Below are 23,081 nucleotides of genomic sequence, written 5' to 3' on the forward strand. Positions count from 1 at the left end.
CAAAAAATTAGAAAACATGCAAAAAATATTCATAACAACCGTTTTTATACTTGCGTTTTTGGTTGGAAATGCACAAACAACACCAGAACCGCCAACGCCACCATCTACGAGTTCAAGCTCAAGCTCAAGTTCATCATCGACCTATAGTAGTTCATCAACAAGTAGTGATTCTAATGAAAGCACTTCAATTTCTATTAGTCATACCGAAGATGATTATAAGCTTCGTGCGCGTTTTCCAAAAAATAGATACCAAAAGCTTAAAAATTTAATTGAAGAAACCTTAGGTGGAAAAAATATGGATATCGGATCAGGATATTCTAAATGGAGTAGCGATGAAAAGGTATATTATGTAAAACTTACCAAAAAAAGTTTGCGTATTTCTTTAGATCTGAATGTAGCTTCTCCTGAATTGGCTGAGAAATTTGAAAATCTAGGAAAAGATATTAAAATTATTGTTTCGGGAAGTTCTGTAAAAGTAGAGAAGGAGCGTATGCAACGTGAAGCTGATCGTATGCGAACAGAAGCAGAGCGTATGAAGCGTGAAGCAGTACGTTTGGAAAGACAATACCAACGTGAGTCAGAACGTATTGAGCAACAAGCAAAGCGTGAGTTAGAACGTGCAAAAAGAGAGGAACACCGTAAAAAAGAGCAATTGGAACGCGAGGCAAAACGTATGGAACGTGATGCAAAACGCATTGAGCGCGAAGCAAAGCGTGTAGAACTCGAAGCAAAACGTTTGGAAGAAAAAGCACGTCACAAAGGTGGCGTGAGTAGCTACATCAAACGCTTATTAGAAGATCCAAAAACAAAATATACATCAATTTCTTCTGGTTCAAATCTTAATTGGATTTGGCCAGAAGTGCAAGAAAATTTATTGACTTCGTTGCAAAAAGACAATTTGATCAAATCTACTTCCGAAGTCATATTTACCAGCGAAAAAGATCATATGTATGTAAACGGAGCAATACTTGCCGAAGCACAATATGAGAAGTATTTACAGATGTTTCGTAAAGCAGGAATCCAATCGAATGCGGATTTTTCATTTTACAAAAAAGGAGATCATATTGTGGTCATTGGTTTAAATGCTAAAATTAAAAAGGTATTTAATGATTTGCATAAAAAAGGCTATATCGCTTCTACGGATGAAGCTGTAAAACTATTAATTGATGGAGATAAGATTACTCAAAACGGACAAAAACTGACTTCAAATTTGGTAGCTACTTACAATGCAATTCTCCGTGACAACGGAATCATTCCAGCGCCAGGAAAATATATTGAAATGAAAGAAGCAGGAAGCTATCGTTTGGGATATAGTTTGGGAAGCAAAGGAATTATAGGAACTTGGATTGAAGAAGATAGATAATATAAAGTCAGAAGTAATTACTTCTGACTTTATAAAATAAAATTTTTTTAAGATTGTGGATTGTTATTTAAAGGATCCTCTTTCTTTACCTTACACATCCATGGACATTTTGTTGGAGGTATACTTTGAATTGCATTAGCTCCACCAACGAGAGCAATACTAGTCTCTAATTTTGAAACAACTTTTTTGTTAAGTTTTAATGATTTAAGATTTCTTTTTTTCATGTTAAAAGTTTTAAAATTTATTTTGTTAAAGTAGAAAGAAAGGAAATATTTACAAAAAAACTTATGAAATTTTCTCTTTTAACATGAAAATCAAACACGCTATTGAAGCTCCTCATAATCAGGATACAAAAAGTTGTTGTATGGAAAACGAGTTACATGAATTTCGCGCACTACATTATATACTTTGCGTTTAAATTCATCTAAGTTTTCTTTATTAATAGCAGAGATAAATAAAACCTTTTCTGCAGATGAGCTCATCCATGTTTTTTTCCAGTCTTCTAATGTATAATGTGCTTTGGTTTTTTCGGTAATCAAATCATCACTAGCAATAGTTTCATGCGTATATGCATCAATTTTATTGAAGACCATTACTGTTGGTTTGTCTGCACTTTTAATTTCACTCAAAATCTGGTTGACAGAAGCAATATGATCTTCAAAATTAGGATGAGAAATATCTACAACATGCAACAATAAATCAGCTTCGCGAACCTCATCAAGTGTACTTTTAAAAGAATCGACTAATTGTGTAGGCAACTTTCGGATGAATCCTACAGTATCACTTAATAAAAAAGGTAGATTTCCAATCACAACTTTACGAACGGTAGTATCTAGCGTAGCAAACAATTTGTTTTCGGCAAATACATCACTTTTACTAATTACGTTCATTAAGGTAGATTTCCCAACATTGGTATATCCTACCAAAGCCACACGAATCAGTGCGCCTCTATTTCCACGTTGCACGGCCATTTGTTTGTCAATCGTTTTCATCTTTTTTCGAAGCAACGAAATTTTATCACGTACAATACGTCTATCGGTTTCAATCTCTGTCTCTCCTGGTCCACGCATTCCAATTCCTCCTCGTTGACGTTCCAAGTGAGTCCATAATCCTGTTAATCGTGGTAACAAATATTGATATTGCGCCAGTTCTACCTGTGTACGTGCGTAACTTGTTTGTGCACGTTGCGCAAAAATATCTAAAATCAATCCGGTTCTATCAATAATCTTACATTTCAGCAAACGTTCAATATTTCGCTGTTGTCCCGGAGACAATTCATCATCAAAAATTACAGAACCAATTTCATTCGCATTCACAAACTGCTCTACTTCTTCCATTTTTCCTGTTCCAATAAATGTCTTTGGATTCGGAATATCAATCTTCTGTGTAAAACGTTTTACAACTTCACCGCCTGCAGTATATGTCAAAAACTCAAGCTCGTCCAAATACTCTGTTGATTTGGCTTCATCCTGATCTTTTGTAATTACTCCTATAAGTACAGTGCGCTCGTAAGCAATAGTTTTCTTCTCTAACATAAATAAAATTAAAAGACAAAGTTACACATTTACTTTTTTGATTTTAGTACTTTTATATTTTATTAAATACACTTTTATAGCACTTATGGAGAAAAAAGAGACGATTCGAAAATATCACACAGTAGCATTTTATAATCTTGAGAACTTATTTGATACTGAAGATGATAAATACATTCTTGACAATGATTTTTTACCTGAATCAGATCGTAATTGGACTCCAAAACGTTATGAAAAGAAAATCTACAAGCTTGGTTCTGCTATTTCAAGTTTAGGACCAGAAGATGCGCAAAATGCTCCTGTATTAATAGGCGTTGCTGAGGTAGAGAATAAAAAGGTGTTGAGTGATTTGATAGCATCAAAACAACTGGAAGAATACAATTATGATTTTGTGCACTACAACTCGCCTGACGAACGCGGTATTGATGTCGGTTTATTGTACCAAACGGAGTACTTTGAAGTCATAACGTCAGAATCTATTCCTATCTTATTATATGATGAAGAAGGAAATCGCGATTTTACACGAGATACATTATATGTAAAAGGATTATTAAACAATGAGCCCATTCACATATTTGTCAATCATTGGTCTTCACGAAGAGACGGAGCAGATGAAACGGCTCACAAACGTATCAAAGCAGCAGAAGTAGTACGCGAGAAAATAAATTACATTCAAACAGAAGAAGAAGATCCTCATATCATTATTATGGGCGATTTTAATGACGATCCTACTAGTAAAAGTATTCAGCAATATTTAATGGATACGGATTTGTACAATCCGATGGAAAAATTATTGACTATATATAAAGGTAGTCTAAACTACAAAGGAGAATGGAATTTGTTTGATCAAATCATTTTCACAACCAATTTCTTCGATTATAAAAAAAATACACACAGTTTTGCGTCTGCAGATATTTTTGACGATCACTTTTTAACACAGTGGAAAGGAAAGTACAAAGGCAATCCTTTTAGAACCTATGCAGGTAGAAAATATTTGGGTGGTTATAGTGATCACTTTCCTGTTTACATAAGATTAAAATTTAACGCCTAACCTTTATTTTTTTCAACTAAAGTGTTAAAGTAAAGTTAAGTTTATATTTTTTTACTATTTTTAGGGCTACTAACTATTAACCAACTTTTTTATGAAAAAAATTACCTTGTTGATCATGGTGACATTTTTCAGTGCGTTATCATATTCACAAACAGTAGACTGTGCTGTGGGACCTATCAATAATACTGGGTTCTGTTATGGAAATAATGATACTACATCTTTCACCTACACAAGTAGTGATGGATCGCCACTGGCAGTCATCTTCAACGCCGGACAAGTAGAGAATAACTGGGATGAACTAATCATCACTGACTCTGACGGAACTACTCAAATTTATAACGGTTACGGAGCAGGAGGAGACTTAACAGGTCTTTCTTTTGAATCTACAGGAGATACCATTACTATTGGAATTACATCTGATGGTTCGGTAAACTGTACTGGAAATGGCTTTACGCCATGGGACTTTACAATTTCCTGTGTAGATACTACGCAACCACCTTCCTGTGTTGCCGTTACTGGACCAGCTGGTGGTTCAGTTGATGTGAATGTAGAAAGTGATATTACTTGGGGATCTGCAACAGGAGGACCAACAGGATATTTAGTTTCTATTGGAACAACACCAGGAGGAACAGATATCGCCAATATGGTTGATGCTGGATTGGTAAACACGTATGATCCAGGAACACTCCCTTATTCTTCGGACATTTTTGTTACTATTACACCTTACAATGCGAATGGAAATAGTGCAGGATGTACGGAATCTATGTTTACAACAGAAGACGATCCAAATACACCTGTAGACTGTGCTGTTGGACCTGTAAATAACACAGGATTCTGTTATGGAAACAATGACAACACTATGTTTAACTTCGCAAGTACGGATGGTTCAAACTTAGCAGTTGTGTTTAATGCAGGGCAAGTAGAAAATAACTGGGATGAATTAATCATCTTAGATTCTGATGGAGTTACTGAATTGTATAATGGATATGGAAATGCTGGTGATTTAACTGGACTTTCTTTTGAATCTTCAGGATCTTCTATTATCGTTATGATTCAATCTGACGGAATCTTTGGTTGTCAGTCAGAAGGATATACTCCTTGGGATTTTACAGTATCATGTGTGGACGATTCAGTTCCTCCAACATGTGTGTCTTTAACTTCTCCAACAGATGGAGCTACTGATATTAACGAAGATGATGATATTAACTGGGGAACTGCAACAGGTGCTCCAACAGGATATTTAGTTTCTATTGGAACAACTCCAGGAGGAACAGACGTTGCTAACATGGTTGATGTTGGATTAGTAAATACATACGATCCAGGAACATTAGATTTTTCTACTACATATTATGTAACAATTACACCTTATAATGCAAACGGAAACGCTACAGGTTGTACTGAAGAAAGCTTTACGATTAGAGATGATCCTTTCGAAGTAGTAGATTGTAGTGCTGCACCAATTAACAATACAGGTTTCTGTTATACAAGTGGTGTAACAACTCGTTTTAGCTACAGAAGTTCTGACGGTACTTCTACACTTGCAGTAAGCTTTAATGCAGGACAAGTAGAAAATAACTGGGATGAATTAAATATTTATGACTCTGACGGTGTAACATTATTATACTCAGGTTATGGAAATGCTGGAGATTTAGCAGGACTTGCTTTTGAATCTACAGGAGATAGCATTATTATTGAAGTAACACCAGATGGTTCTATTAGCTGTCAAACACAAGGATATACTCCTTGGGATTTCATCGTAGGATGTATTGATCCATTGGCGCCGCCATCATGTGTATCTTTAACATTCCCAACGAATGGAGCAACTGCTGTTGAAATAGATCAAAATATTACTTGGGGATCTGCAATTGGATCACCAGCAGGATATATTCTTACTGTAGGAACAACTCCAGGAGGAAATGATATTGTAAACGGAGAAGATGTAGGATTAGTAAATACGTATGCATTAGATACGGATTACTCTACAACATACTACGTAACAATTTTACCATATAATGGAAACGGATTGGCAACAGGATGTATTGAAGAAAGCTTTACAACAAGACCTGATCCAAATCAAGTATTTAACTTAGTTTGTGCTGACGGACCAATCAACGTAAGTCACTGTTATACAAACAATGACGATAATACATTCTTATTTACTTCAGATACTGGATTCCCAGTAAGACTTTCATTCCTTACAGGAACAATTGTAGATGATTTTGATACAATTACTATTTATGACGGATCAGATGCAACAGCACCAGTATTATTTGATGGTAACAACGCAGGAGATTTAACAGGTTTAATAGTTGAATCTTCAGGAGGAAATATCTTTATGGTTATCAACAGTGGAGGATTTACAAGTTGTGCTTCTGGAAACGGAACTACTTGGGATTGGACTGCAGAATGTTTAACATGTTTCAAACCAACAGCTACGTATACTGTAGTTGAAGATTGTGCAGCAGGTGAACAATTCTTAGTTGATGTTGAAATTTTAGCTACAGGAGATGCAATGTCTATCACAATTTCTGATGACTTTGGAAGTGCACCACAAGTAGTAACTGCAGCTGGAGTATATACTTTTGGACCATATCCAAATACAACACCGGTAGTATTTACAGTAGCTGATACTGATGATACGAACTGTGTATTGACAAGTGAACCACAAACGCAAGCGTTCTGTCCAGATCAAGCATGTCGCATTATCAATGCAGGATACGATCAATTACAAACATGTGATGTAACTTCAACAGACTTATCTGCTACATTCATGGCAAGTTCTATAACGTCTGATACAAGTACATATACAATTAGTGACTTACAATGTCCTCCAGATAACTTAACAGGGCTGCCAACGTCTATTACATTAGATGATAGATGGTCTTCTGTGATTAACTTAGACTTTAATTTCCAATACTTTGGAAACGATTATAATAGTGTAATTATTGGAGCAAACGGATTACTTTCATTCGATATTGCGGATGCTGGGAACTTCTGTCCTTGGAATATAAATGCGGCAGATTTATTACCATCGCCAAACCTTCCTTTGAATGCAGTTCATGGAGCATATCACGATATTGATCCTGGTGTAGCTGGAGATCACTATATTGAATATACAACTGTTGGTACTGCACCTTCAAGACAATTTAAAGTAACGTTCTTCCGAATCCCACAATTTGGATGTAATGAACTCTTAACAACACAGCAGATCATTTTATATGAATCTTCTAATGTTGTAGATGTTCTTTTAATAGAAAAGCCACTTTGTACAACATGGAATGGAGGTCTTGCTACTACAGGTATCCAAAATATTACTGGAACTGTAGGATATGCACCTACTGGTAGAAATACTGGAGCATGGGAAGTAACTGAGCAAGAATTATGGAGATTTGTACCAGATGGTAATCCAAACTACACATTTGAGTGGTTAGATGAAGATGGAAACGTAATTAGTAATGATACTGATATTACGGTTTCTCCAACAGATGATGCAACTTATACAGCGTCTATTACCTATGCTTTAGCTGACGGATCGTTAGTAACCTTAACAGATGATGTTACAGTTACTGTACAAAAAAATCCTGAAGTTGGACCTGCAGGCCCAATTGAAGTATGTGATGAAGATCTTGATGGTAGTACGGATTTTGATTTAACATCTGTAGAAACTGATTTACTATTACCAAACGATCCTGCTGATCCTATCACAGTTACCTATTATGATTCGATGGCGGATGCAGAAGCAGGAAATAACATGCTTGCTGATCCTACAGTATATACAAGCGCAGGAGGAACTGTATATGTTCGTCTACAAAATGATGATACTGGATGTTACGCAACTGGAAGTTTTGAAGTTGTAGTATTAATGCAAATTGATCCAGCAAACATCGCTTTAGAAGGTGAGTGTATCAATGATGAGTATACAATTACTGTATCTCCTTTAAATAACGGATATGATCCAGCAACCGTAACATATGACTGGTCTGGTGGTTCATCATCTGCAAATGATGGTTCGCAATTTATTGCAACTGACGATGGAGAGTATACGGTGACAATTACAACTGCTGACGGTTGTTCAAGTTCACAAACATTTACAGTAATCAACTCTATGTGTTCATTCCCACAGGGAATTTCGCCAAATGGAGATAACTTAAATGATACTTGGGATTTAAGAGCATTTAGAGTACAAGAATTAGAGATATTTAATTCTCATGGTCGTTCTGTATACCAAAAGAATCAGTATGCAAATGAATGGAGAGGTCAAACAAATGATAATGATGAATTACCAGTAGGAACTTATTTTTATGTATTGAGACTTGAAAATGGACAAGCTAAAAATGGATGGATTTATCTAAACAAATAGGCTTCCCTAAAATTAAACATCTAAATTCTTAAAAATAATATTACATCATTTATCATGAAGAACTTATATATCGCACTATTTGTATTACTTTTTTCACTACCATCTCTTGCACAGCAAGATCCGCAGTACACACAGTACATGTACAATATGGCAGTAATCAATCCTGCATATGCAGGATCTAGAGAAGGAATATCTTTAGGAGCATTATACAGAAATCAATGGACCGGATTTGACGGTGCCCCAAGAACGTTTACGTTCTTTGGGCATTCGCCAGTCGGTAAAAACGTTGGATTAGGATTATCTTTAATTGCAGATCAAATTGGACCTGTAAAAGAGACTAATACGTACGTTGACTTTGCATATACACTAAATTTAGGAGGCGCTCACAAATTGGCGTTCGGGATTAAAGGAGGACTTACTTTCCACGATATTGGATTGTTATCTCAAGTAAACCCAACACTTATTGATCAAGGAGATGAAGCCTTTTCTAGTGATGTAAACGAGACAACTTTTAACATTGGAGCTGGACTTTTTTACTACTCTGACAATTACTACTTAGCATTATCGGTTCCTAACTTTTTGAAAGGAAAACACCTAGACGTTAATGGTAGAGCGTATGGTTCAGAAATACAACATTACTTCCTTACGGGTGGTTATGTTTTTCAAGCGAGTCCAAATACCAAAATCAAACCTTCATTCTTAGTGAAGTCTGCATTTAATGCACCGACGTCATTTGACCTTAACTTGAATGCATTATTCTATGAAAAGTTTGAAATTGGAGCTTCATACCGTTTGGATGACTCTTTTAGTGGAATGGTCAACTTTGCGATTAACCCGAGATTACGTATAGGTTATGCCTATGATGCCGTAACTTCAGAAATCTCTTCTGTAGCAAGCGCATCTCACGAAGTATTTTTATTATTTGATCTATACTTCCCAAGAAAAGTTTCTCGTTCGCCTAGATATTTCTAACACCTAAACGCCAAAAAAACAATGAAAAAATTATATATATTATTTCTAATTCTAGCGACATCAAATGTGTTTGCTCAGAATGATAAAACCAAAAAAGCAGATAAGCTTTATAACAGACTTGAATTTGTAAAAGCGGCCGAGGAGTATCAAGAAATTGCCATTGAAGAAGCTGATGCTTATGTATATGAGCAACTAGCGAATTGTTATTACAATCTTTTCAAAACGAAAGATGCAGAACGTTGGTATAGCCAAACTATTTCTGAAGGGAATACAAAGCCAGATGTGTATTATAAGTATGCTCAAATGTTGAAAGCTAATGGAAAATACCAACAGCACAACGAATTCATGGCAAAGTTTGCAAAAGCGAAACCAAGAGATAAAAGAGCTATAGCTTTTAATAAAAATCCAAACTATATTCCGCAAATCTTAGCGAAAGTGACCAAGTTTGAAGTGAAAAACTCTGAGATTAACACAAAGAACTCTGATTTCGGAGCAATCTCAGCAGGAAACACTGTATACTTTACGTCTACGCGTGATGGTGGAAGAAAATATGGATGGAACGATCAACCATACTTAGACATTTATATGGCTACGTATGATGGTGATGGCGAATTATCAAATGCAATCGCTTTATCAAAAGACATCAACACAAAGTTTCATGAAGGAACCGTAAGTTTCTCTCCTGATGGTAAAACAATGTATTTTACGCGTGAGAATTACTATGATGGTAAATTCAAGAAAAGTGAAGAAGGACAAGGTACATTAAACTTGTATACAGCAACAATGTCTGGTGGAGAATGGACAAATGTAAAATCCGTTCCATTTAACAATGATGAGTATTCTGTAGGACATCCAGCAGTAAGTGCAGATGGTAAAACATTATACTTTGCTTCTGATATGCCAGGAGGTTTAGGTCAGTCTGACTTATATAAAGTTGCTATTAATAGCGATGGATCTTTTGGAGAACCAGAAAATTTAGGTGGAGATATCAATACAGAAGGAAGAGAATTCTTCCCATACATCAGTAGCAATAATACTTTATACTTTTCTTCTGATGGTCATTTAGGTATTGGAGGATTAGATGTATTTGCTGCTAGAGTAAAAGATGCTTCTTATGGAGCGGTTCGTAACTTAGGAACACCATTAAACAGTAATGCAGATGATTTCTCATTTACATTTAATGAAGAATCTAAAAAAGGATTTGTTGCTTCTAACCGTGAAGGCGGAAAAGGAGATGACGATATTTACGAAGTAAACTTAGTCAACCCTATTTGTGATGTTGATTTTGTGATTACTGTAACAGACAAAGAAACTGGAGTTATCTTAAGTGGAGCAAAAGTTGTATTGGCTGACGATCAAGGAAACAGCGTTGGTACAAAAACTACGGATGCAGAAGGAAAAGTAGTTTTTAAAGTAGAATGCGATAAGTCTTCTCAATTAGAAGCTAGTATTGATGGATATGTTCCTGAAAAACTAGATGTAAGCAGTGGAGATAATCCAGAAAGATCTATAGGCATTCCATTAGCACCAATTGAAGAAATTATCGAAGAAGAAGTAATTGTATTAAATCCAATTTACTTTGACTTTGATAAGCATAACGTTAGACAAGATGCTGCTTTTGAATTAGATAAAGTTGTTTCTGTAATGACAAAGTATCCAAACATGGTGATTAAAGTAGAAACTCATACAGATTTTAGAGGTCCTGCTTCATACAACCAACGTTTGTCTGAAAGAAGAGCAAAATCTACAGTACAATACATCATCTCTAAAGGAATTGATGCCTCACGCTTAAGCAGTGAAGGAAAAGGAGAAAGTACTCCATTAATTGACTGTAAAAAATGTACGGATGAAGAACACCAGCAAAATCGTCGTTCTGACTTCATTATTGTAAGCAAAGACTAATTACAATTACTCTTATATACAAAACCTGCAACTCCCGTAGTTGCAGGTTTTTTTATGCAATACACTTTCAAGTATAATCCAAAATTAGTAAGTTTATTAAAAATCATTTCTATGACAATAACTATTAAGGATGAATCCCTTACGGGCGATATTCTCAATCAAATACAAATTGCTGTCGAAAGTGAAATCGTCACAGTAAAAGATATTATTGAAGCAAGAGTTACCTCAGAAGTAGAAGCGTATAATAACAAACGTCCAGATTATTTTAAAGGCTTTATTCGTCCCACAGCATCCGAAGAAACACTTAATGGTTACAAACTCAAAAAAAACCGTGCTAAAATTGATGCTGAACAACAAACATTCATCGCTTTAAATGCATTTCAGCAAAATGGATATCTCGTTTTAGTAGATGATCAACAAGCAGAAAATTTAGAACAAGAAGTGCTCGTTACAGCTACCACAACCGTTAGCTTTGTGAAACTTACGCCTTTAGTAGGTGGATAAAATGATACCATGGGATTTACAGACAGTCTAAAACATTTATTTGGCGCTAAAAAAGAAGAGATCACTTCAGAAAATGCTGTGTATGAAGAACAGCTAAGAGAAATTAGAGAAGAAGCCTTTTTAGAAGGATATACTTATTCAATAGCGTTTTCAAAATTAAAATCGTATAAAGAACTTAAAGCAAAAGAAGCCGCTTTTAAAAAAGAATTTGTCCAATACTTAGCCGAAAAAAGCATTGCATTACTCAAGAAAACTACTCGAAAATCACTCACAAATATTGAAACTACCACACGACACGTCTGTGATGATTTATTAACTACACTCTTACGTGGAAATCTTGAATATGAACCAACGGAATTTGCCAAATTGATGGATTTCTTTGAAGAATCATCGTCTTCTAAAAAGAATCTTATACATTTTTCAAATTGGCCAATCGGCTATGCAGCACAGCAAATAGAAAAAAGCGTCAAAAAAAATGGATTATCTCCAGAGTGGAAAACGTATATAGAAAAATTTCTAGCTTCTCCAGCAATGAAAAATAAAAATAATTATTGGGGAGCTGATTTGGACAAAGTGGAAACTAAACTCAAAAAACTACTCTTTGAAGATCAAAATGCCGCAGGAAAAATACTTCCGTACACACATATAGACGATCAATTTGGTAAAATATTTAATGCTGAAATCATTACCGTAGAAGAAAATCTTCGCGATCATTTTTACCAACTTTGTCATCTTTTCACAAAAGCAACCAGCGGAAAGCCTTCACAACGTTTTCTTAAAAACACCAGTAGTATCATTGATGAAATTGGTATTGCCAAATACAAAGCAGTCATACATCCTTGGTTGGAACATGTAATACAACTTAAAGAAATAGAAACTGTTACAAGAAGTACCTATGCAGGGCAAACGTATGAATACACAAATTATGAGTTTTTACAGGAAAAAAGTACCGTATTTCTAAAAGGTTTGGTGTGGAGTTTGACAAAATTTCATGATACAGCAACTTTAGCCTTAGTAGCGAAACTTGCAGAACGTTGTTATAAAAAAATTCCTGGTGTAGGTCCTGCCGCTGGCGCAGTTGGAAATGCATGCATCTATGTGTTGGGAAATACAAAAGGATTGGAAGGGATTAGTCATCTATCACGATTAAAACTAAAAATTAAGCAGAACAATACACGAAAACTTGTTGAAAAATATATTGAAGCAGCTTCTGTAAAACTTGGAATTTCTTCTTCTGAAATAGAAGAACTTTCCATTCCTACGTTCGGATTGGAAGATGGAGCAAAAACATATGTATTTGACGATTATACACTTGAAATTGCAATTGAGGAACTAGGGAAAGTAAATTTGATTTGGAAAAAACCTGATGGTAAATCGCAAAAAACGACGCCTTCATTTGTTAAAAACACTGCAAAACACGCAACAAAGCTTAAAAAAGCAAAAAACGATGTAGCACAAATCAAAAAATACCTGACAGCACAACGTGATCGCATTGATCGTTTATATTTGGATAATCGTATTTGGAGTTATGAAAACTTCAAAAAACATTATTTAAATCATGGTTTGGTTAGTTTTATCGCAAAAAGACTCTTATGGCAATTTAAAAAAGGAGAAAATTTTGTTACCGCTTTATATATCAATAATCAGTGGACAACTCAAGAAGATACTACACTAGATTGGATTACGGAAGAAACGGAAGTTCGTTTATGGCATCCAATTCATGAAACAGTGGATGGTGTATTATTTTGGAGAAAAAAGTTAGAAACACTCGAACTCAAACAACCACTTAAACAAGCCTATCGCGAGGTATACATATTAACTGATGCTGAGGTCACTACAAAAACGTATAGCAACCGAATGGCGGCGCATATTTTAAAGCAACATCAATTCAATGCATTGACAAGTATTCGTGGATGGAAATATTCATTGTTAGGTGCGTATGATGATGGATATGACCGACAACTGGCAACCATTAACGTAAAAGCGCACCACATAGAAGCACAATTTTGGATTAACGAATTGAATGCAGATGATCAATTTAATGATGCTGGAATTTGGAATTATGTCGCCACCGATCAAGTACGGTTTATTAAGAATAATGAAGTCATGGATTTGCTCGATGTGCCCAAACTCGTATTGTCTGAAATTTTACGTGATGTAGATTTATTTGTGGGCGTTTGTAGTGTTGGAAACGATCCGGAATGGAGAGATAATGGTGGATTGCCACAATATCGCGACTATTGGACTAGCTATTCTTTTGGAGATTTAACGGAAGTTGCAAAAACCAGAAAAGGCATTTTAGAAAAACTATTGCCACGATTAAAAATCAACAAAGTAGCTACAATTGACGGGAAGTTTTTACGTATCAAAGGAACCAGACGCACCTACAAAATCCACATTGGAAGTTCTAATATTTTGATGGAACCCAACGATCAATATTTATGTATTGTTCCTGCGAGAGGGAAAGATAAAAATACAAGCAATATCTTCTTGCCTTTTGAAGGCGATCGTGGATTATCATTGGTGTTAAGTAAGGCGTTTTTATTGGCAGAAGATGATAAAATCACAGATAAAACCATTCTAAGTCAAATCAAATAATGAAGGAGGCAGAAGCGTTTAAAGCAAAATTAGCACAAAGCCATATTGCCGTCATCGGTTGTGGCGGTTTGGGTTGTGGAACGCTTATGTCTTTGGCACTGCTTGGTGTTGGAACTTTGACACTTATTGATGACGATCTTGTGGAAGAAGACAATTTGCAACGTCAATTATTATATGACTTAAATGCTGTTGGAAAGTACAAATGTGACATCGCGAAAGCACAACTACAAGCACGCAACACAACGATTGAAATTAGAACATTCAGAGAACGATTAACGTCTAAAAACAGTGAACAATTACTTCAGGAAGTAGATCTTGTTTTAGATTGTACCGATAATTACGCCGCCCGATTGGTGATTGATGCTTTCTGTAGCAAACATCAAATTCCTATGATATATACAGGCGTAAAAGCTTCTGAAGGTCATATTTCGGTATTCAATTACAAAGGAGGAAAATCAATGGAGGAAACCTTTATAAACGATCAAAACATTTTCCAAGCAGAAGATTGTAATGATTCCAGAGTCATGCCGCAAATAGTCGCAATGGCATCTAGTTTTCAGGTCAACGAAGTGATCAAAATTCTGCAAGAAGCTTCAAATGTATTGCAAGGAAAGCTACAAGTATTCAATCTTTCTAAAAATGTATTTCGGGTGTTTGATTTAAGATAAAATTCTTACAAAAAATAATCACGTAGTATCACGCTATTTATAACCAATTCTCCTTTCTATATTTGGAATAACCAACCATTTCATATTATGAAAGTCATTGATATTATTCCGATAACACAAACTGGCGCCTATGCAAACGAACATTATATTGATGGCCGTCCTTGTTTTAGTCCCGATGGAAATACGGTTCTTTTTGAACGCAAAGGAAACGGTATAAACATACAAGAATTTTGGATAGTTGATATAAACACCAATATAGAAAGTGTGTATTATAAAAGCAATACATATGGCTGTTCTAGAGCTTCTTGGTCATGGAACTCAAAACAAAACAAAAACCAAATTGCTTTTACAGGCGTTTTCCCGAAAGGTAATTTGCCAAATGGAAGAATCATGCTTTTAGACGAAAATGGAGCAAATAATAGTGCGCAGCAACTCACAGTTACAGGGTATGCAAAAGCAGAACTATTTTATCCAGCATGGTATGCCAATGAACCAAAGTTATTAGTTACTGATTACTCAAATCAACAACCAAAACTTTTAAAAGTAAATATCAATTCTTTACAATCTAAAGAGTTAACATATAAAGGGTATTGGTCAGGAATGGGAACTGTAAACCCTGTAGATTCAGACTTAATTGCGTATGCGGGACAACCAATAACAAGTGGTGGGTACAATCAGCAAAATAATAAAGTCTATCTTCAAAATGGAAATAATAAACCCATAATATTTTCTTCTCCAGCTAAGAATGTTAACGGCCGTGCTCCTTGGTTTAGCAGTGATGGTCGTGTCATGGCTTTTGAATCACAATCAGGAAAGACGCCACTTCAAATTTTTCTAAAAAGGGTAGATTTAAGCAAGCCGAGCACGCCAATGATTCCTGTAAGCAACCTTAATTTTGCAGCACAACATGCTAAGTTTTCACCAGATAGTTCGCGATTAGTTTGGGCGCAAAATGATGGAGAAGGTAGATCTCGAATCTTTATGGGAACCATTGTGTACTAAATTTTAACAGTAAAACGTCAAAATCAAGTATTTCTACCGTATTATTTTAAAACTTTTAATTCTACATTTGAAATTACCATTTTTGATGTGATTCCCCAATAATACACTATTACATTTTTGAAATATAAATATAGTGATGACAACACACGAAAATATACTTATTGGAAGCGATACTTCATCTTCGTTAGCAACTATTTTAAAAAGTTTGCAAACGATGGATCAGTATAGCTTTATTACAGCAACACGTGTGTCAGACATTGTGCAACTTTCTAAATCCATTCAGCCAGTTTTACTTATTTTGAGTTTTAGAGACCATCAAAATGTAATTAATTCCTTATTGTCGTATAATCGTGATTTTTCAATTCCTATTGTGTGTTTGCGTTCTAGAAATGAACGTCGAGACTTGCAATTTCGCGAAAACTTAGTCGTGTTTACTCAATCGTTTGAATATGGAATGCAGGCAAACAATCTTATAACTAACATTCTTGGAATTTTAAACTTGATCAAAAAAACACAAGCCGTTTCATTATCAAAAACATTTGTGCCAAAAGGAAAACTATCTGAAGAGCAAAGTAAAGATTTAACACGCTACACGCTTGAACTTGATCAAAAAAAAGCCGTGTTAGATAAAATTAAAGATCGCATCAAACAATTGTATAGCAATGTGGATGCTTCTACCAAAACACAATTAATGTCTATTGTCAATACCATCAAAATGACACGCAACGATCGAAAACATTGGGATGACTTTAAACATTATTTTGAAAATGTAAATCCTAATTTCCTAAAAGAACTGAGCGCTAAATTTCCGTGTCTTACTTCAAAAGACCTAAAATATTGCTGCTATCTTAAAATGAACATGTCCAATGAAGACATTCGTTTAATCTTAGGAATCAATCAAGAAAGTGTACGTACACACAAATATCGCCTAAAGAAAAAAATGGTCTTAGAAAAAGATCAGGACTTACGCAATTATCTACAAACTTTTGCAAATTAATACTCAAAAAAGAAGCTGCCTATTACAGCAGCTCCCAAACTATAGTTTTATATACTTGTTTTTAGAAAGGACAACCTAAAGCAGATTGGCATCCGTCTACTATTGATTGACAACCAGGACCTCCAACAGTTTGAATCGTTCCGCACTCAATAATATTCAGTGTTTCGCAATTAAATCTTGTCAAACAAAAACGTGTTGGACAAAACAAAGTCACTGGGCAAGCAGCCGTAAGGAATGTTCCTCCACTCACTTGACTCTTTTCTAAATTAGACACAATATTCTTATTCAGTGTCAACTTCTTTAAACTCTTTTTATTTTTTTTCATGATTTGAAAATTTTAATGGATTAATTAAAATGGACAACCAACTGTGTCAATAGGACAAGCGATTGTATCAATAGGACATGCTAAAGTATCAATTGGACAATTCCAACGTGTATCAATAGGACAAATCCATGTTTGCGGACAATTTGCAGTCAAAATAGGACAGTTCCAACGTGTTTCAATAGGACAAATCACTACTGTATATGAACCAGTACCTCCATTGGCTTGTTGTCCTTTCAATTTAGACACTACCTTCTTGTTTAGTGTCAACTTTTTTAAACTTCTCTTGTTTTTTTTCATGGTTTTCAAGTTTTTAAAAATTATACTTCTTTACCGTTACGTAACAGTTTTACAAAGGTGATTCTATTTACTAGATTGATAAACAGCTTTCTGGATACTTTTTATGAGTGCTTTTCCTGTTTTTTAATTAGGAAAAACACCATGAAAACCGTTGCAATAATTTTCATTTTAATATATTTGAAAGTGAACTCATGTATATTGACAAAAACAATATGTTAGTGTACTAAAAAAATCAAAGAAGAGAAGATGAAAAAAGCCTTGAAAATTTTAGCGGTTATACTTGTACTTATAGTAATACTAGTTGCATTTAACTATTCTAAATTGAATATTATTTCTGGCTATTCGGCAAAAAATATGAGTTCTTCTGTTTTTGTGGCTGGAAGAGCACCTGCGTTTACAGATAGTACAGATAATGGTTTTACACCAATCAATATTGCGAGAGATTTTGTAGACATCAAAAAGAAATATGCTTCTGCTTCTGTATATGGTTTGATGGAGCGTAAAGCAATATATCGAAAAGGTTTAGGAAGTGTACTCATTGATGATGATTATGATGTGACACAAGAAACTCCAGTGCCACATCGTACAAACATTGCACGCATGTCGCCGTATCCATACGGAAACATGAAACAAAAAGATACTACGTTTTCTAATGTAGATTATGGTAAAGTTGAAAGCGCTGTAAACTATGCATTTTCAAAGGTAGAAGGAGAAGATGTTAAAAAAACACGTGCTGTATTGGTTTTATATAAAGATCAAATCATCTCGGAAAAATATGCAGAAGGCTTCAATAAAGATTCTAAGTTTTTGGGTTGGTCCATGACAAAAAGTTTATTGAGTACGATGTACGGAATTTTGCAGTACCAAGGAAAACTAAATGTGTGGGACAAAGCACCAGTAGAAGCTTGGAAAAAGGATGAGCGAAACAATATTACACTACACAACTTATTACAGATGAATAGTGGTTTGGAATGGGTAGAAGATTATGGTAAAATATCGGATGTTACCAAAATGCTCTTTCTTGAAAAAGATATGACAACTTCGCAAATAGATAAACCTTTGGTAGGAAAGCCAAACGAAACTTGGAATTATTCGTCAGGAACTTCAAACTTGCTTTCGGGAATTTTGCGTAAACAATTTAATACGCATCAAGAATACTTAGATTTTCCATATGACAACTTTATTGATAAAATAGGAATGCATTCAATGCTTATAGAAGCTGACATGGAAGGAAACTATGTAGGTTCTTCCTATGCTTGGGCAACACCACGCGATTGGGCAAAATTCGGATTGCTATACTTACACAGAGGCGATTGGAATGGTACACGTATTTTTGATGATTCTTGGGTAGATTATATCACAAAATCAACACCAACTTCCAATGGACGTTACGGAGGTCATTTTTGGCTCAATGCTGGCGGATTTCATCCAGATGTGCCAAAAGGCATGTATTCTGCCAACGGATATCAAGGACAACGCGTCTACATTATTCCTTCAAAAGATTTAGTAGTCGTGCGTTTCGGATTGGTTGGAAAAGATGAACTGGACTTCAATAAATTTTTGAGCGAAATCTGTAATTCAATTCAATAAAAAAAGCTACTGTAACTACAGTAATCATATACCTATAAAAGAGATGTATTCTATGCTTTTTGCGTATTTTACATCTCTTTTTTGATGCACAAAATCATCAAATTCTTCATAAATACAACACTTTTCTGTGCAACTTTCTATACACAGGAACATATTGCAACATATTGCTGATATTTTGTATTTTTACAATAAATAATGATGTAATATGTTTTAAATTACAAACATTTGTTGTATATTTGCATTGTAATTCTTTCGGAAGAATATAATTTTAAGCTTAAAACCTTGTAAGAAATTGTTCGCGACTATTTTTTTACAACCCAAGGAGAAAGCCGAAAAGCCTTTTACAAAGAGTAGGTGAAAAATTTTAAAAATTACAATTATGCCAGTTAGTCCAAATGAAATTGCAAGTATCAATTTCAGTGCAATGTTAGGGAAACCTTTAACAGCAGTTATCGATGCGCAAGCAGCAGCAGCTTTATCAACAGTAGATTTTATCAATGAAGTAGGATTAAACGATGATGGAACTGTAAAAACAGTTTCTTTCGATTACCTTAAAGATGTTGGTGGTACCGTTTCTTTAGTGAAGTTGACAACACCTTTGTTAACAATTGTACCAATTCCTTTCTTACGTGTAGCAGATACTACGATTGATTTTAACGCAAAAATCTCAAGTGTAACAAAAGTAGAAACAACTGCTTCACACAAGTTAGATTTAAGCGCTGAATTAAGTTTACGTTGGGCTTTTGGTCGTTTTAATTTCAAAGGAAGTTATTCGTACCAAAAGAAAACCTCATACTCTGATGAAGCTAAGCGTTCATACAGTATGAATGTTAAAATTCATGCAGTACAAGATGAAATGCCAGCAGGAATGAGTAGAGTATTAGATATGCTTGAAGAGTCTATCAGAGAAGCTTAGACCTAATTTCACAAAACTAATGAAGGAAACCTCTCCGGAGGTTTCCTCGCTAAAAAACAAAAGTAATGATTACATTAAAAGATTATATCGGAAAGATTTATAAAGAAGTCACCAATGCAAAAGTGCAATCAGATATTGAAACCTTGGCTATTGCGCAAGAATATATTCAAAATCCAATGCTAAAGCATTTTGCAGTTCCCAATATTCGTATCAAAGACATGGAGCTTACAATTCCAGTGGCGGTAGATACAACGCAAACTGTTACTAGAGAATATACTGAAAGAGAAATTCAAGATGTATACGAAAAAGCATTCTATAAAGTAATGGATGACATATATCCAAATCAGACAGAAGATCAAGCGGCATACTTACAAAGTATCAAACCACAAGTAATTTCTAAAGCACAAGCACAATCTGAAGAAGCCGTTGTTGATTTACGTCAAGCAACCGCAGCAGATCAAGCAGTAGCTACACCACAAACTGATACAGCTGCAACTACGGATTCTGCTAGCAGAACAGTACAAACAGAAGATGTAAGAACAACAGAACAGGCTTCGGCTGAATCATCATCAAACAATTATTCAGTAGCAGTAAATAAAGCAGCAATCAAATTTGCAGAAGTATCTTTTGCTTTTGTAGGTACAGCATATATGGAAGAACAAGCATATAGAGATGCATTAGTGCCAGAAATTGTAGCCAATTTACAGCCTAAATCACCAGAAATTGAAGAGCTTCCTGTAATTATAGAAACACAACGATTAAAAGAAATCAACGATCCAGCAAGCTTAATCAGTATTAAAGTCAATATTACAGACGATGCTATGGAATGGACAACAGATGTTGATGAAAATGGCAATGCTGTACAAGTGTTAGATTACCAATAAACTCACTGTACTTCATGCAAATTGTGTATGAAGCACCACAAAACAGAAACAAATGAAAACAAGTATAATAGAAAAAAATACCTTCTTTGAGGCTTCTATTTTTAAAGTAGGCTTGATTTCTGAATTGCTTCGTTCCAAATCTTCTCGCTTTTTAGCAGAGATTGAACGTTGGCTTTCAGAAAATCAAGAAGTGTTGAAGCAGTTTGGGTTTGTAGAATCGAGCCGCATGAGTATTTTGCAAAATCAACTTTTTGTAGCAAAAGCGAAAGATGTTCCGCAAAAAAGAAGACATTTAATGATGGTTGGAGCGCATTGTTTAGAAAATGCACATGAAATGCTAACAGGTTTACACGAGCCTATTAAAACAAAACTCACACAAGGAAGAGAGACTATTCAGCAAATTTTAGTCATGGTGAAAGAAGATCCTGCATACCAAAAAGGAACACGAGAAAACTTTAATCAATATGTAAAAAATACCTGGAAACGTTTACGCCAAGACCCGCAATTTAGTTCTGTAGCCATACAATTGCAAACAGTACTTCCTGAAGTAGATATTTACAGAATTATTGCGGAAGAAGTACAACTATAAGCTACTTTCAATATAATAATGCGTAGTTATTGAGTTGCTTAATTTTCTATGCTATGAAAATGAATGTCAAATCGAGCGCAGTCGAGATGCTATAGAAACAGAAATGTTCTTTAGTTTCCGGACTGCGCTTGAAGCGGCACCTGTATAAAACGCATAAAAAAATCCCAAAGCTTTCACTTCGGGATTTTCATTTCTCTTTTTCTTTCCTTTATAGATCGAATCCTAAATTTACACCTAATTTTTGTGCAATTAACTTGTTGATTCGAGTTTTAATGGCGTTTATCTTCACGCTTTCTAAAACGTTATTAGCAAAAGCATACATTAGTAATGCTTTTGCTTCCTTCTCAGGAATTCCGCGTGAACGTAGATAGAATAATGCATCTTTATCCAATTGACCAATAGTACAACCGTGCGAACATTTTACATCATCTGCAAAAATTTCCAATTGCGGTTTGGTATTAATAGTTGCTTTATCGTCTACTAAAATATTGTTGTTTGCTTGAAATGCATTTGTCTTTTGCGCTTCTTTCTCTACGACTACTTTTCCGTTGAAAACTCCCGTAGAACGATCGCCAAAAATACCTTTATAATCTTGGTGACTTTCACAATTTGGTTCAATATGATGTACCAATGTGTTGTGATCTACATGTTGCTTATCACCAATAATAGTGATTCCTTTCATCGTAGAATCAATACGTTCTCCTCTTTGGAAAAACTGTAGATTGTTACGTATTAACTTTCCACCAAAAGAAAATGTATGTACAGACACATTACTGCTTTGCTTTTGTGAAATAAACGTATTATCAATCAAAGAAGCTTCTTGATTGTCATTTTGAATCTTATAATAATCAACAATTGCACGTTTATTGGCAAAAACTTCTGTTACTGAATTTGTCAATACTACATTAGATGTTAAACTTTGATGACGCTCAATAATTTGCACATGTGAGTTTTCATCTACCACAATCAAATTACGTGGTTGCAACATCACTGAAGTTTCATTTCCGGTAGAAAAGTGTACAATTTGTATTGGTTTCTCAACTACTTTATTTCTTGGAATATGAATATAAGCACCTTCCGAAGCAAAAGCTGTATTCAAAGAAGTCAAACTATGATCAGCTTTTGCAGCTTTGTTATAGTATGAATCCATAATGATCTTGTACTTTGGTTTGTTCAGTGCAGAACTCATCAAACAAACATCAATGCCGTCATGTGTTGTTTCCGAAAGGAACGAACTATATTTTCCATCAATAAATACAATTTTATAGGTATCAATATCGTGGATAAAATATTTCTTTACATCTTTAAACTCAATAGCAGACTCTTGCTGTGGAGAAATCGTATAATCGTGCTTCAACAAAGCATTCAACGAAGTATATTTCCAATCTTCATCTTTCTTGGTAGGAAATCCTTTTTGCTGAAAGTTTTTAATCGCAGTATTTCTGATTTCATTTATGTTTTTTGACTGATGGTTTACACGATCTTCAAAAACCATAAAGGATGACAATAATTTATCTTTTAACTCCATGTA

The 23,081-nt window shown here is 34.9% G+C and carries 19 protein-coding genes; 14 read left to right on the forward strand and 5 right to left on the reverse strand.

The features are described 5' to 3' along the window. Positions 1 to 16 precede the first annotated feature (16 nt). Positions 17 to 1,363 carry a hypothetical protein gene (locus Q0845_RS00825; RefSeq protein WP_298507677.1) on the forward strand — a complete coding sequence of 449 codons (1,347 nt, stop codon included), beginning with the start codon at positions 17 to 19 and terminating at the stop codon, positions 1,361 to 1,363. 47 nt (positions 1,364 to 1,410) lie between these two features. On the opposite strand, the gene Q0845_RS00830 is transcribed toward Q0845_RS00825, so the two are convergent. Both Q0845_RS00830 and hflX read right to left on the reverse strand, forming a co-directional pair. After that, a complete protein-coding gene (locus Q0845_RS00830) occupies positions 1,411 to 1,587 on the reverse strand; it encodes a hypothetical protein (protein WP_298507680.1) in 177 nt (58 codons plus the stop codon). 99 nt (positions 1,588 to 1,686) lie between these two features. Then, positions 1,687 to 2,898, reverse strand: a complete 1,212-nt coding sequence (hflX, locus tag Q0845_RS00835) for a GTPase HflX (protein ID WP_298507682.1) — start codon at positions 2,896 to 2,898, stop codon at positions 1,687 to 1,689. Positions 2,899 to 2,983: 85 nt separating this feature from the next. Here hflX and Q0845_RS00840 point away from each other — a divergent pair, with 85 nt between their 5' ends. From Q0845_RS00840 to Q0845_RS00880, 9 genes are all read left to right on the forward strand, one after another. Continuing rightward, on the forward strand, positions 2,984 to 3,946 hold the full coding sequence (locus Q0845_RS00840) for an endonuclease (RefSeq protein WP_298507685.1): 963 nt from the start codon (positions 2,984 to 2,986) through the stop codon (positions 3,944 to 3,946). A gap of 91 nt (positions 3,947 to 4,037) precedes the next feature. Then, a complete protein-coding gene (locus Q0845_RS00845; protein WP_298507688.1) occupies positions 4,038 to 8,306 on the forward strand; it encodes a gliding motility-associated C-terminal domain-containing protein in 4,269 nt (1,422 codons plus the stop codon). 54 nt (positions 8,307 to 8,360) lie between these two features. After that, positions 8,361 to 9,278: a type IX secretion system membrane protein PorP/SprF gene (locus tag Q0845_RS00850; protein ID WP_298507691.1), complete on the forward strand. Its 918-nt coding sequence runs from the start codon at positions 8,361 to 8,363 to the stop codon at positions 9,276 to 9,278. 21 nt (positions 9,279 to 9,299) lie between these two features. Continuing rightward, positions 9,300 to 11,180 (forward strand): OmpA family protein, encoded by a 1,881-nt coding sequence (locus Q0845_RS00855; protein ID WP_298507694.1) that lies wholly within the window; start codon positions 9,300 to 9,302, stop codon positions 11,178 to 11,180. Positions 11,181 to 11,291: 111 nt separating this feature from the next. Further along, on the forward strand, positions 11,292 to 11,684 hold the full coding sequence (locus Q0845_RS00860) for a hypothetical protein (RefSeq protein ID WP_298507698.1): 393 nt from the start codon (positions 11,292 to 11,294) through the stop codon (positions 11,682 to 11,684). Positions 11,685 to 11,693: 9 nt separating this feature from the next. Beyond that, the gene (locus tag Q0845_RS00865; RefSeq protein WP_298507700.1) at positions 11,694 to 14,282 is read left to right on the forward strand and encodes a DUF4132 domain-containing protein; all 2,589 of its coding nucleotides are present in this window, start codon (positions 11,694 to 11,696) and stop codon (positions 14,280 to 14,282) included. Then, complete coding sequence (locus tag Q0845_RS00870) at positions 14,282 to 14,950, forward strand: HesA/MoeB/ThiF family protein (RefSeq protein ID WP_298507704.1); 669 nt, start codon at positions 14,282 to 14,284, stop codon at positions 14,948 to 14,950. The genes Q0845_RS00865 and Q0845_RS00870 overlap by 1 nt, the downstream gene beginning before the upstream one ends. An 87-nt stretch (positions 14,951 to 15,037) precedes the next feature. Continuing rightward, positions 15,038 to 15,952, forward strand: coding sequence for a hypothetical protein (locus Q0845_RS00875; protein WP_298507707.1), 915 nt, complete (start codon positions 15,038 to 15,040; stop codon positions 15,950 to 15,952). A 133-nt stretch (positions 15,953 to 16,085) separates the two neighbouring features. Further along, entirely contained in the window at positions 16,086 to 16,949 is an 864-nt protein-coding gene (locus Q0845_RS00880; protein ID WP_298507710.1) for a hypothetical protein, read from the forward strand. Positions 16,950 to 17,010: 61 nt separating this feature from the next. Here the strand turns inward: Q0845_RS00880 and Q0845_RS00885 are convergent, their stop codons facing one another. Both Q0845_RS00885 and Q0845_RS00890 read right to left on the reverse strand, forming a co-directional pair. Continuing rightward, positions 17,011 to 17,274 (reverse strand): hypothetical protein, encoded by a 264-nt coding sequence (locus Q0845_RS00885; protein WP_298507713.1) that lies wholly within the window; start codon positions 17,272 to 17,274, stop codon positions 17,011 to 17,013. 24 nt (positions 17,275 to 17,298) lie between these two features. Beyond that, positions 17,299 to 17,571 (reverse strand): hypothetical protein, encoded by a 273-nt coding sequence (locus tag Q0845_RS00890; RefSeq protein WP_298507716.1) that lies wholly within the window; start codon positions 17,569 to 17,571, stop codon positions 17,299 to 17,301. 246 nt (positions 17,572 to 17,817) lie between these two features. Between Q0845_RS00890 and Q0845_RS00895 the strand changes: the two genes are divergently transcribed. From Q0845_RS00895 to Q0845_RS00910, 4 genes are all read left to right on the forward strand, one after another. Further along, a complete protein-coding gene (locus Q0845_RS00895; protein ID WP_298507720.1) occupies positions 17,818 to 19,161 on the forward strand; it encodes a serine hydrolase in 1,344 nt (447 codons plus the stop codon). A 379-nt stretch (positions 19,162 to 19,540) separates the two neighbouring features. Continuing rightward, positions 19,541 to 20,077 carry a DUF2589 domain-containing protein gene (locus Q0845_RS00900; protein ID WP_298507723.1) on the forward strand — a complete coding sequence of 179 codons (537 nt, stop codon included), beginning with the start codon at positions 19,541 to 19,543 and terminating at the stop codon, positions 20,075 to 20,077. A gap of 65 nt (positions 20,078 to 20,142) precedes the next feature. After that, complete coding sequence (locus Q0845_RS00905) at positions 20,143 to 20,961, forward strand: hypothetical protein (RefSeq protein ID WP_298507726.1); 819 nt, start codon at positions 20,143 to 20,145, stop codon at positions 20,959 to 20,961. A 52-nt stretch (positions 20,962 to 21,013) separates the two neighbouring features. Next, entirely contained in the window at positions 21,014 to 21,550 is a 537-nt protein-coding gene (locus Q0845_RS00910; protein ID WP_298507729.1) for a hypothetical protein, read from the forward strand. A 208-nt stretch (positions 21,551 to 21,758) separates the two neighbouring features. Here the strand turns inward: Q0845_RS00910 and sufD are convergent, their stop codons facing one another. Continuing rightward, entirely contained in the window at positions 21,759 to 23,078 is a 1,320-nt protein-coding gene (sufD, locus tag Q0845_RS00915; RefSeq protein ID WP_298507731.1) for a Fe-S cluster assembly protein SufD, read from the reverse strand. Between the last annotated feature and the right edge of the window lie 3 nt (positions 23,079 to 23,081).

Source organism: uncultured Kordia sp., assembly GCF_947489565.1.
Taxonomy (GTDB): Bacteria; Bacteroidota; Bacteroidia; order Flavobacteriales; family Flavobacteriaceae; genus Kordia.

Bases quoted from the DNA above. Each gene is read 5' to 3' on its own strand.
- Q0845_RS00840 (WP_298507685.1), top strand. From the start codon at position 2,984: ATGGAGAAAAAAGAGACGATTCGAAAATATCACACAGTAGCATTTTAT.
- Q0845_RS00865 (WP_298507700.1), top strand. From the start codon at position 11,694: ATGGGATTTACAGACAGTCTAAAACATTTATTTGGCGCTAAAAAAGAA.
- Q0845_RS00900 (WP_298507723.1), top strand. From the start codon at position 19,541: ATGCCAGTTAGTCCAAATGAAATTGCAAGTATCAATTTCAGTGCAATG.
- Q0845_RS00845 (WP_298507688.1), top strand. From the start codon at position 4,038: ATGAAAAAAATTACCTTGTTGATCATGGTGACATTTTTCAGTGCGTTA.
- sufD (WP_298507731.1), bottom strand. From the start codon at position 23,078: ATGGAGTTAAAAGATAAATTATTGTCATCCTTTATGGTTTTTGAAGAT.
- Q0845_RS00910 (WP_298507729.1), top strand. From the start codon at position 21,014: ATGAAAACAAGTATAATAGAAAAAAATACCTTCTTTGAGGCTTCTATT.
- hflX (WP_298507682.1), bottom strand. From the start codon at position 2,898: ATGTTAGAGAAGAAAACTATTGCTTACGAGCGCACTGTACTTATAGGA.
- Q0845_RS00890 (WP_298507716.1), bottom strand. From the start codon at position 17,571: ATGAAAAAAAACAAGAGAAGTTTAAAAAAGTTGACACTAAACAAGAAG.
- Q0845_RS00860 (WP_298507698.1), top strand. From the start codon at position 11,292: ATGACAATAACTATTAAGGATGAATCCCTTACGGGCGATATTCTCAAT.
- Q0845_RS00895 (WP_298507720.1), top strand. From the start codon at position 17,818: ATGAAAAAAGCCTTGAAAATTTTAGCGGTTATACTTGTACTTATAGTA.
- Q0845_RS00875 (WP_298507707.1), top strand. From the start codon at position 15,038: ATGAAAGTCATTGATATTATTCCGATAACACAAACTGGCGCCTATGCA.
- Q0845_RS00830 (WP_298507680.1), bottom strand. From the start codon at position 1,587: ATGAAAAAAAGAAATCTTAAATCATTAAAACTTAACAAAAAAGTTGTT.
- Q0845_RS00825 (WP_298507677.1), top strand. From the start codon at position 17: ATGCAAAAAATATTCATAACAACCGTTTTTATACTTGCGTTTTTGGTT.
- Q0845_RS00870 (WP_298507704.1), top strand. From the start codon at position 14,282: ATGAAGGAGGCAGAAGCGTTTAAAGCAAAATTAGCACAAAGCCATATT.
- Q0845_RS00855 (WP_298507694.1), top strand. From the start codon at position 9,300: ATGAAAAAATTATATATATTATTTCTAATTCTAGCGACATCAAATGTG.
- Q0845_RS00905 (WP_298507726.1), top strand. From the start codon at position 20,143: ATGATTACATTAAAAGATTATATCGGAAAGATTTATAAAGAAGTCACC.
- Q0845_RS00850 (WP_298507691.1), top strand. From the start codon at position 8,361: ATGAAGAACTTATATATCGCACTATTTGTATTACTTTTTTCACTACCA.
- Q0845_RS00885 (WP_298507713.1), bottom strand. From the start codon at position 17,274: ATGAAAAAAAATAAAAAGAGTTTAAAGAAGTTGACACTGAATAAGAAT.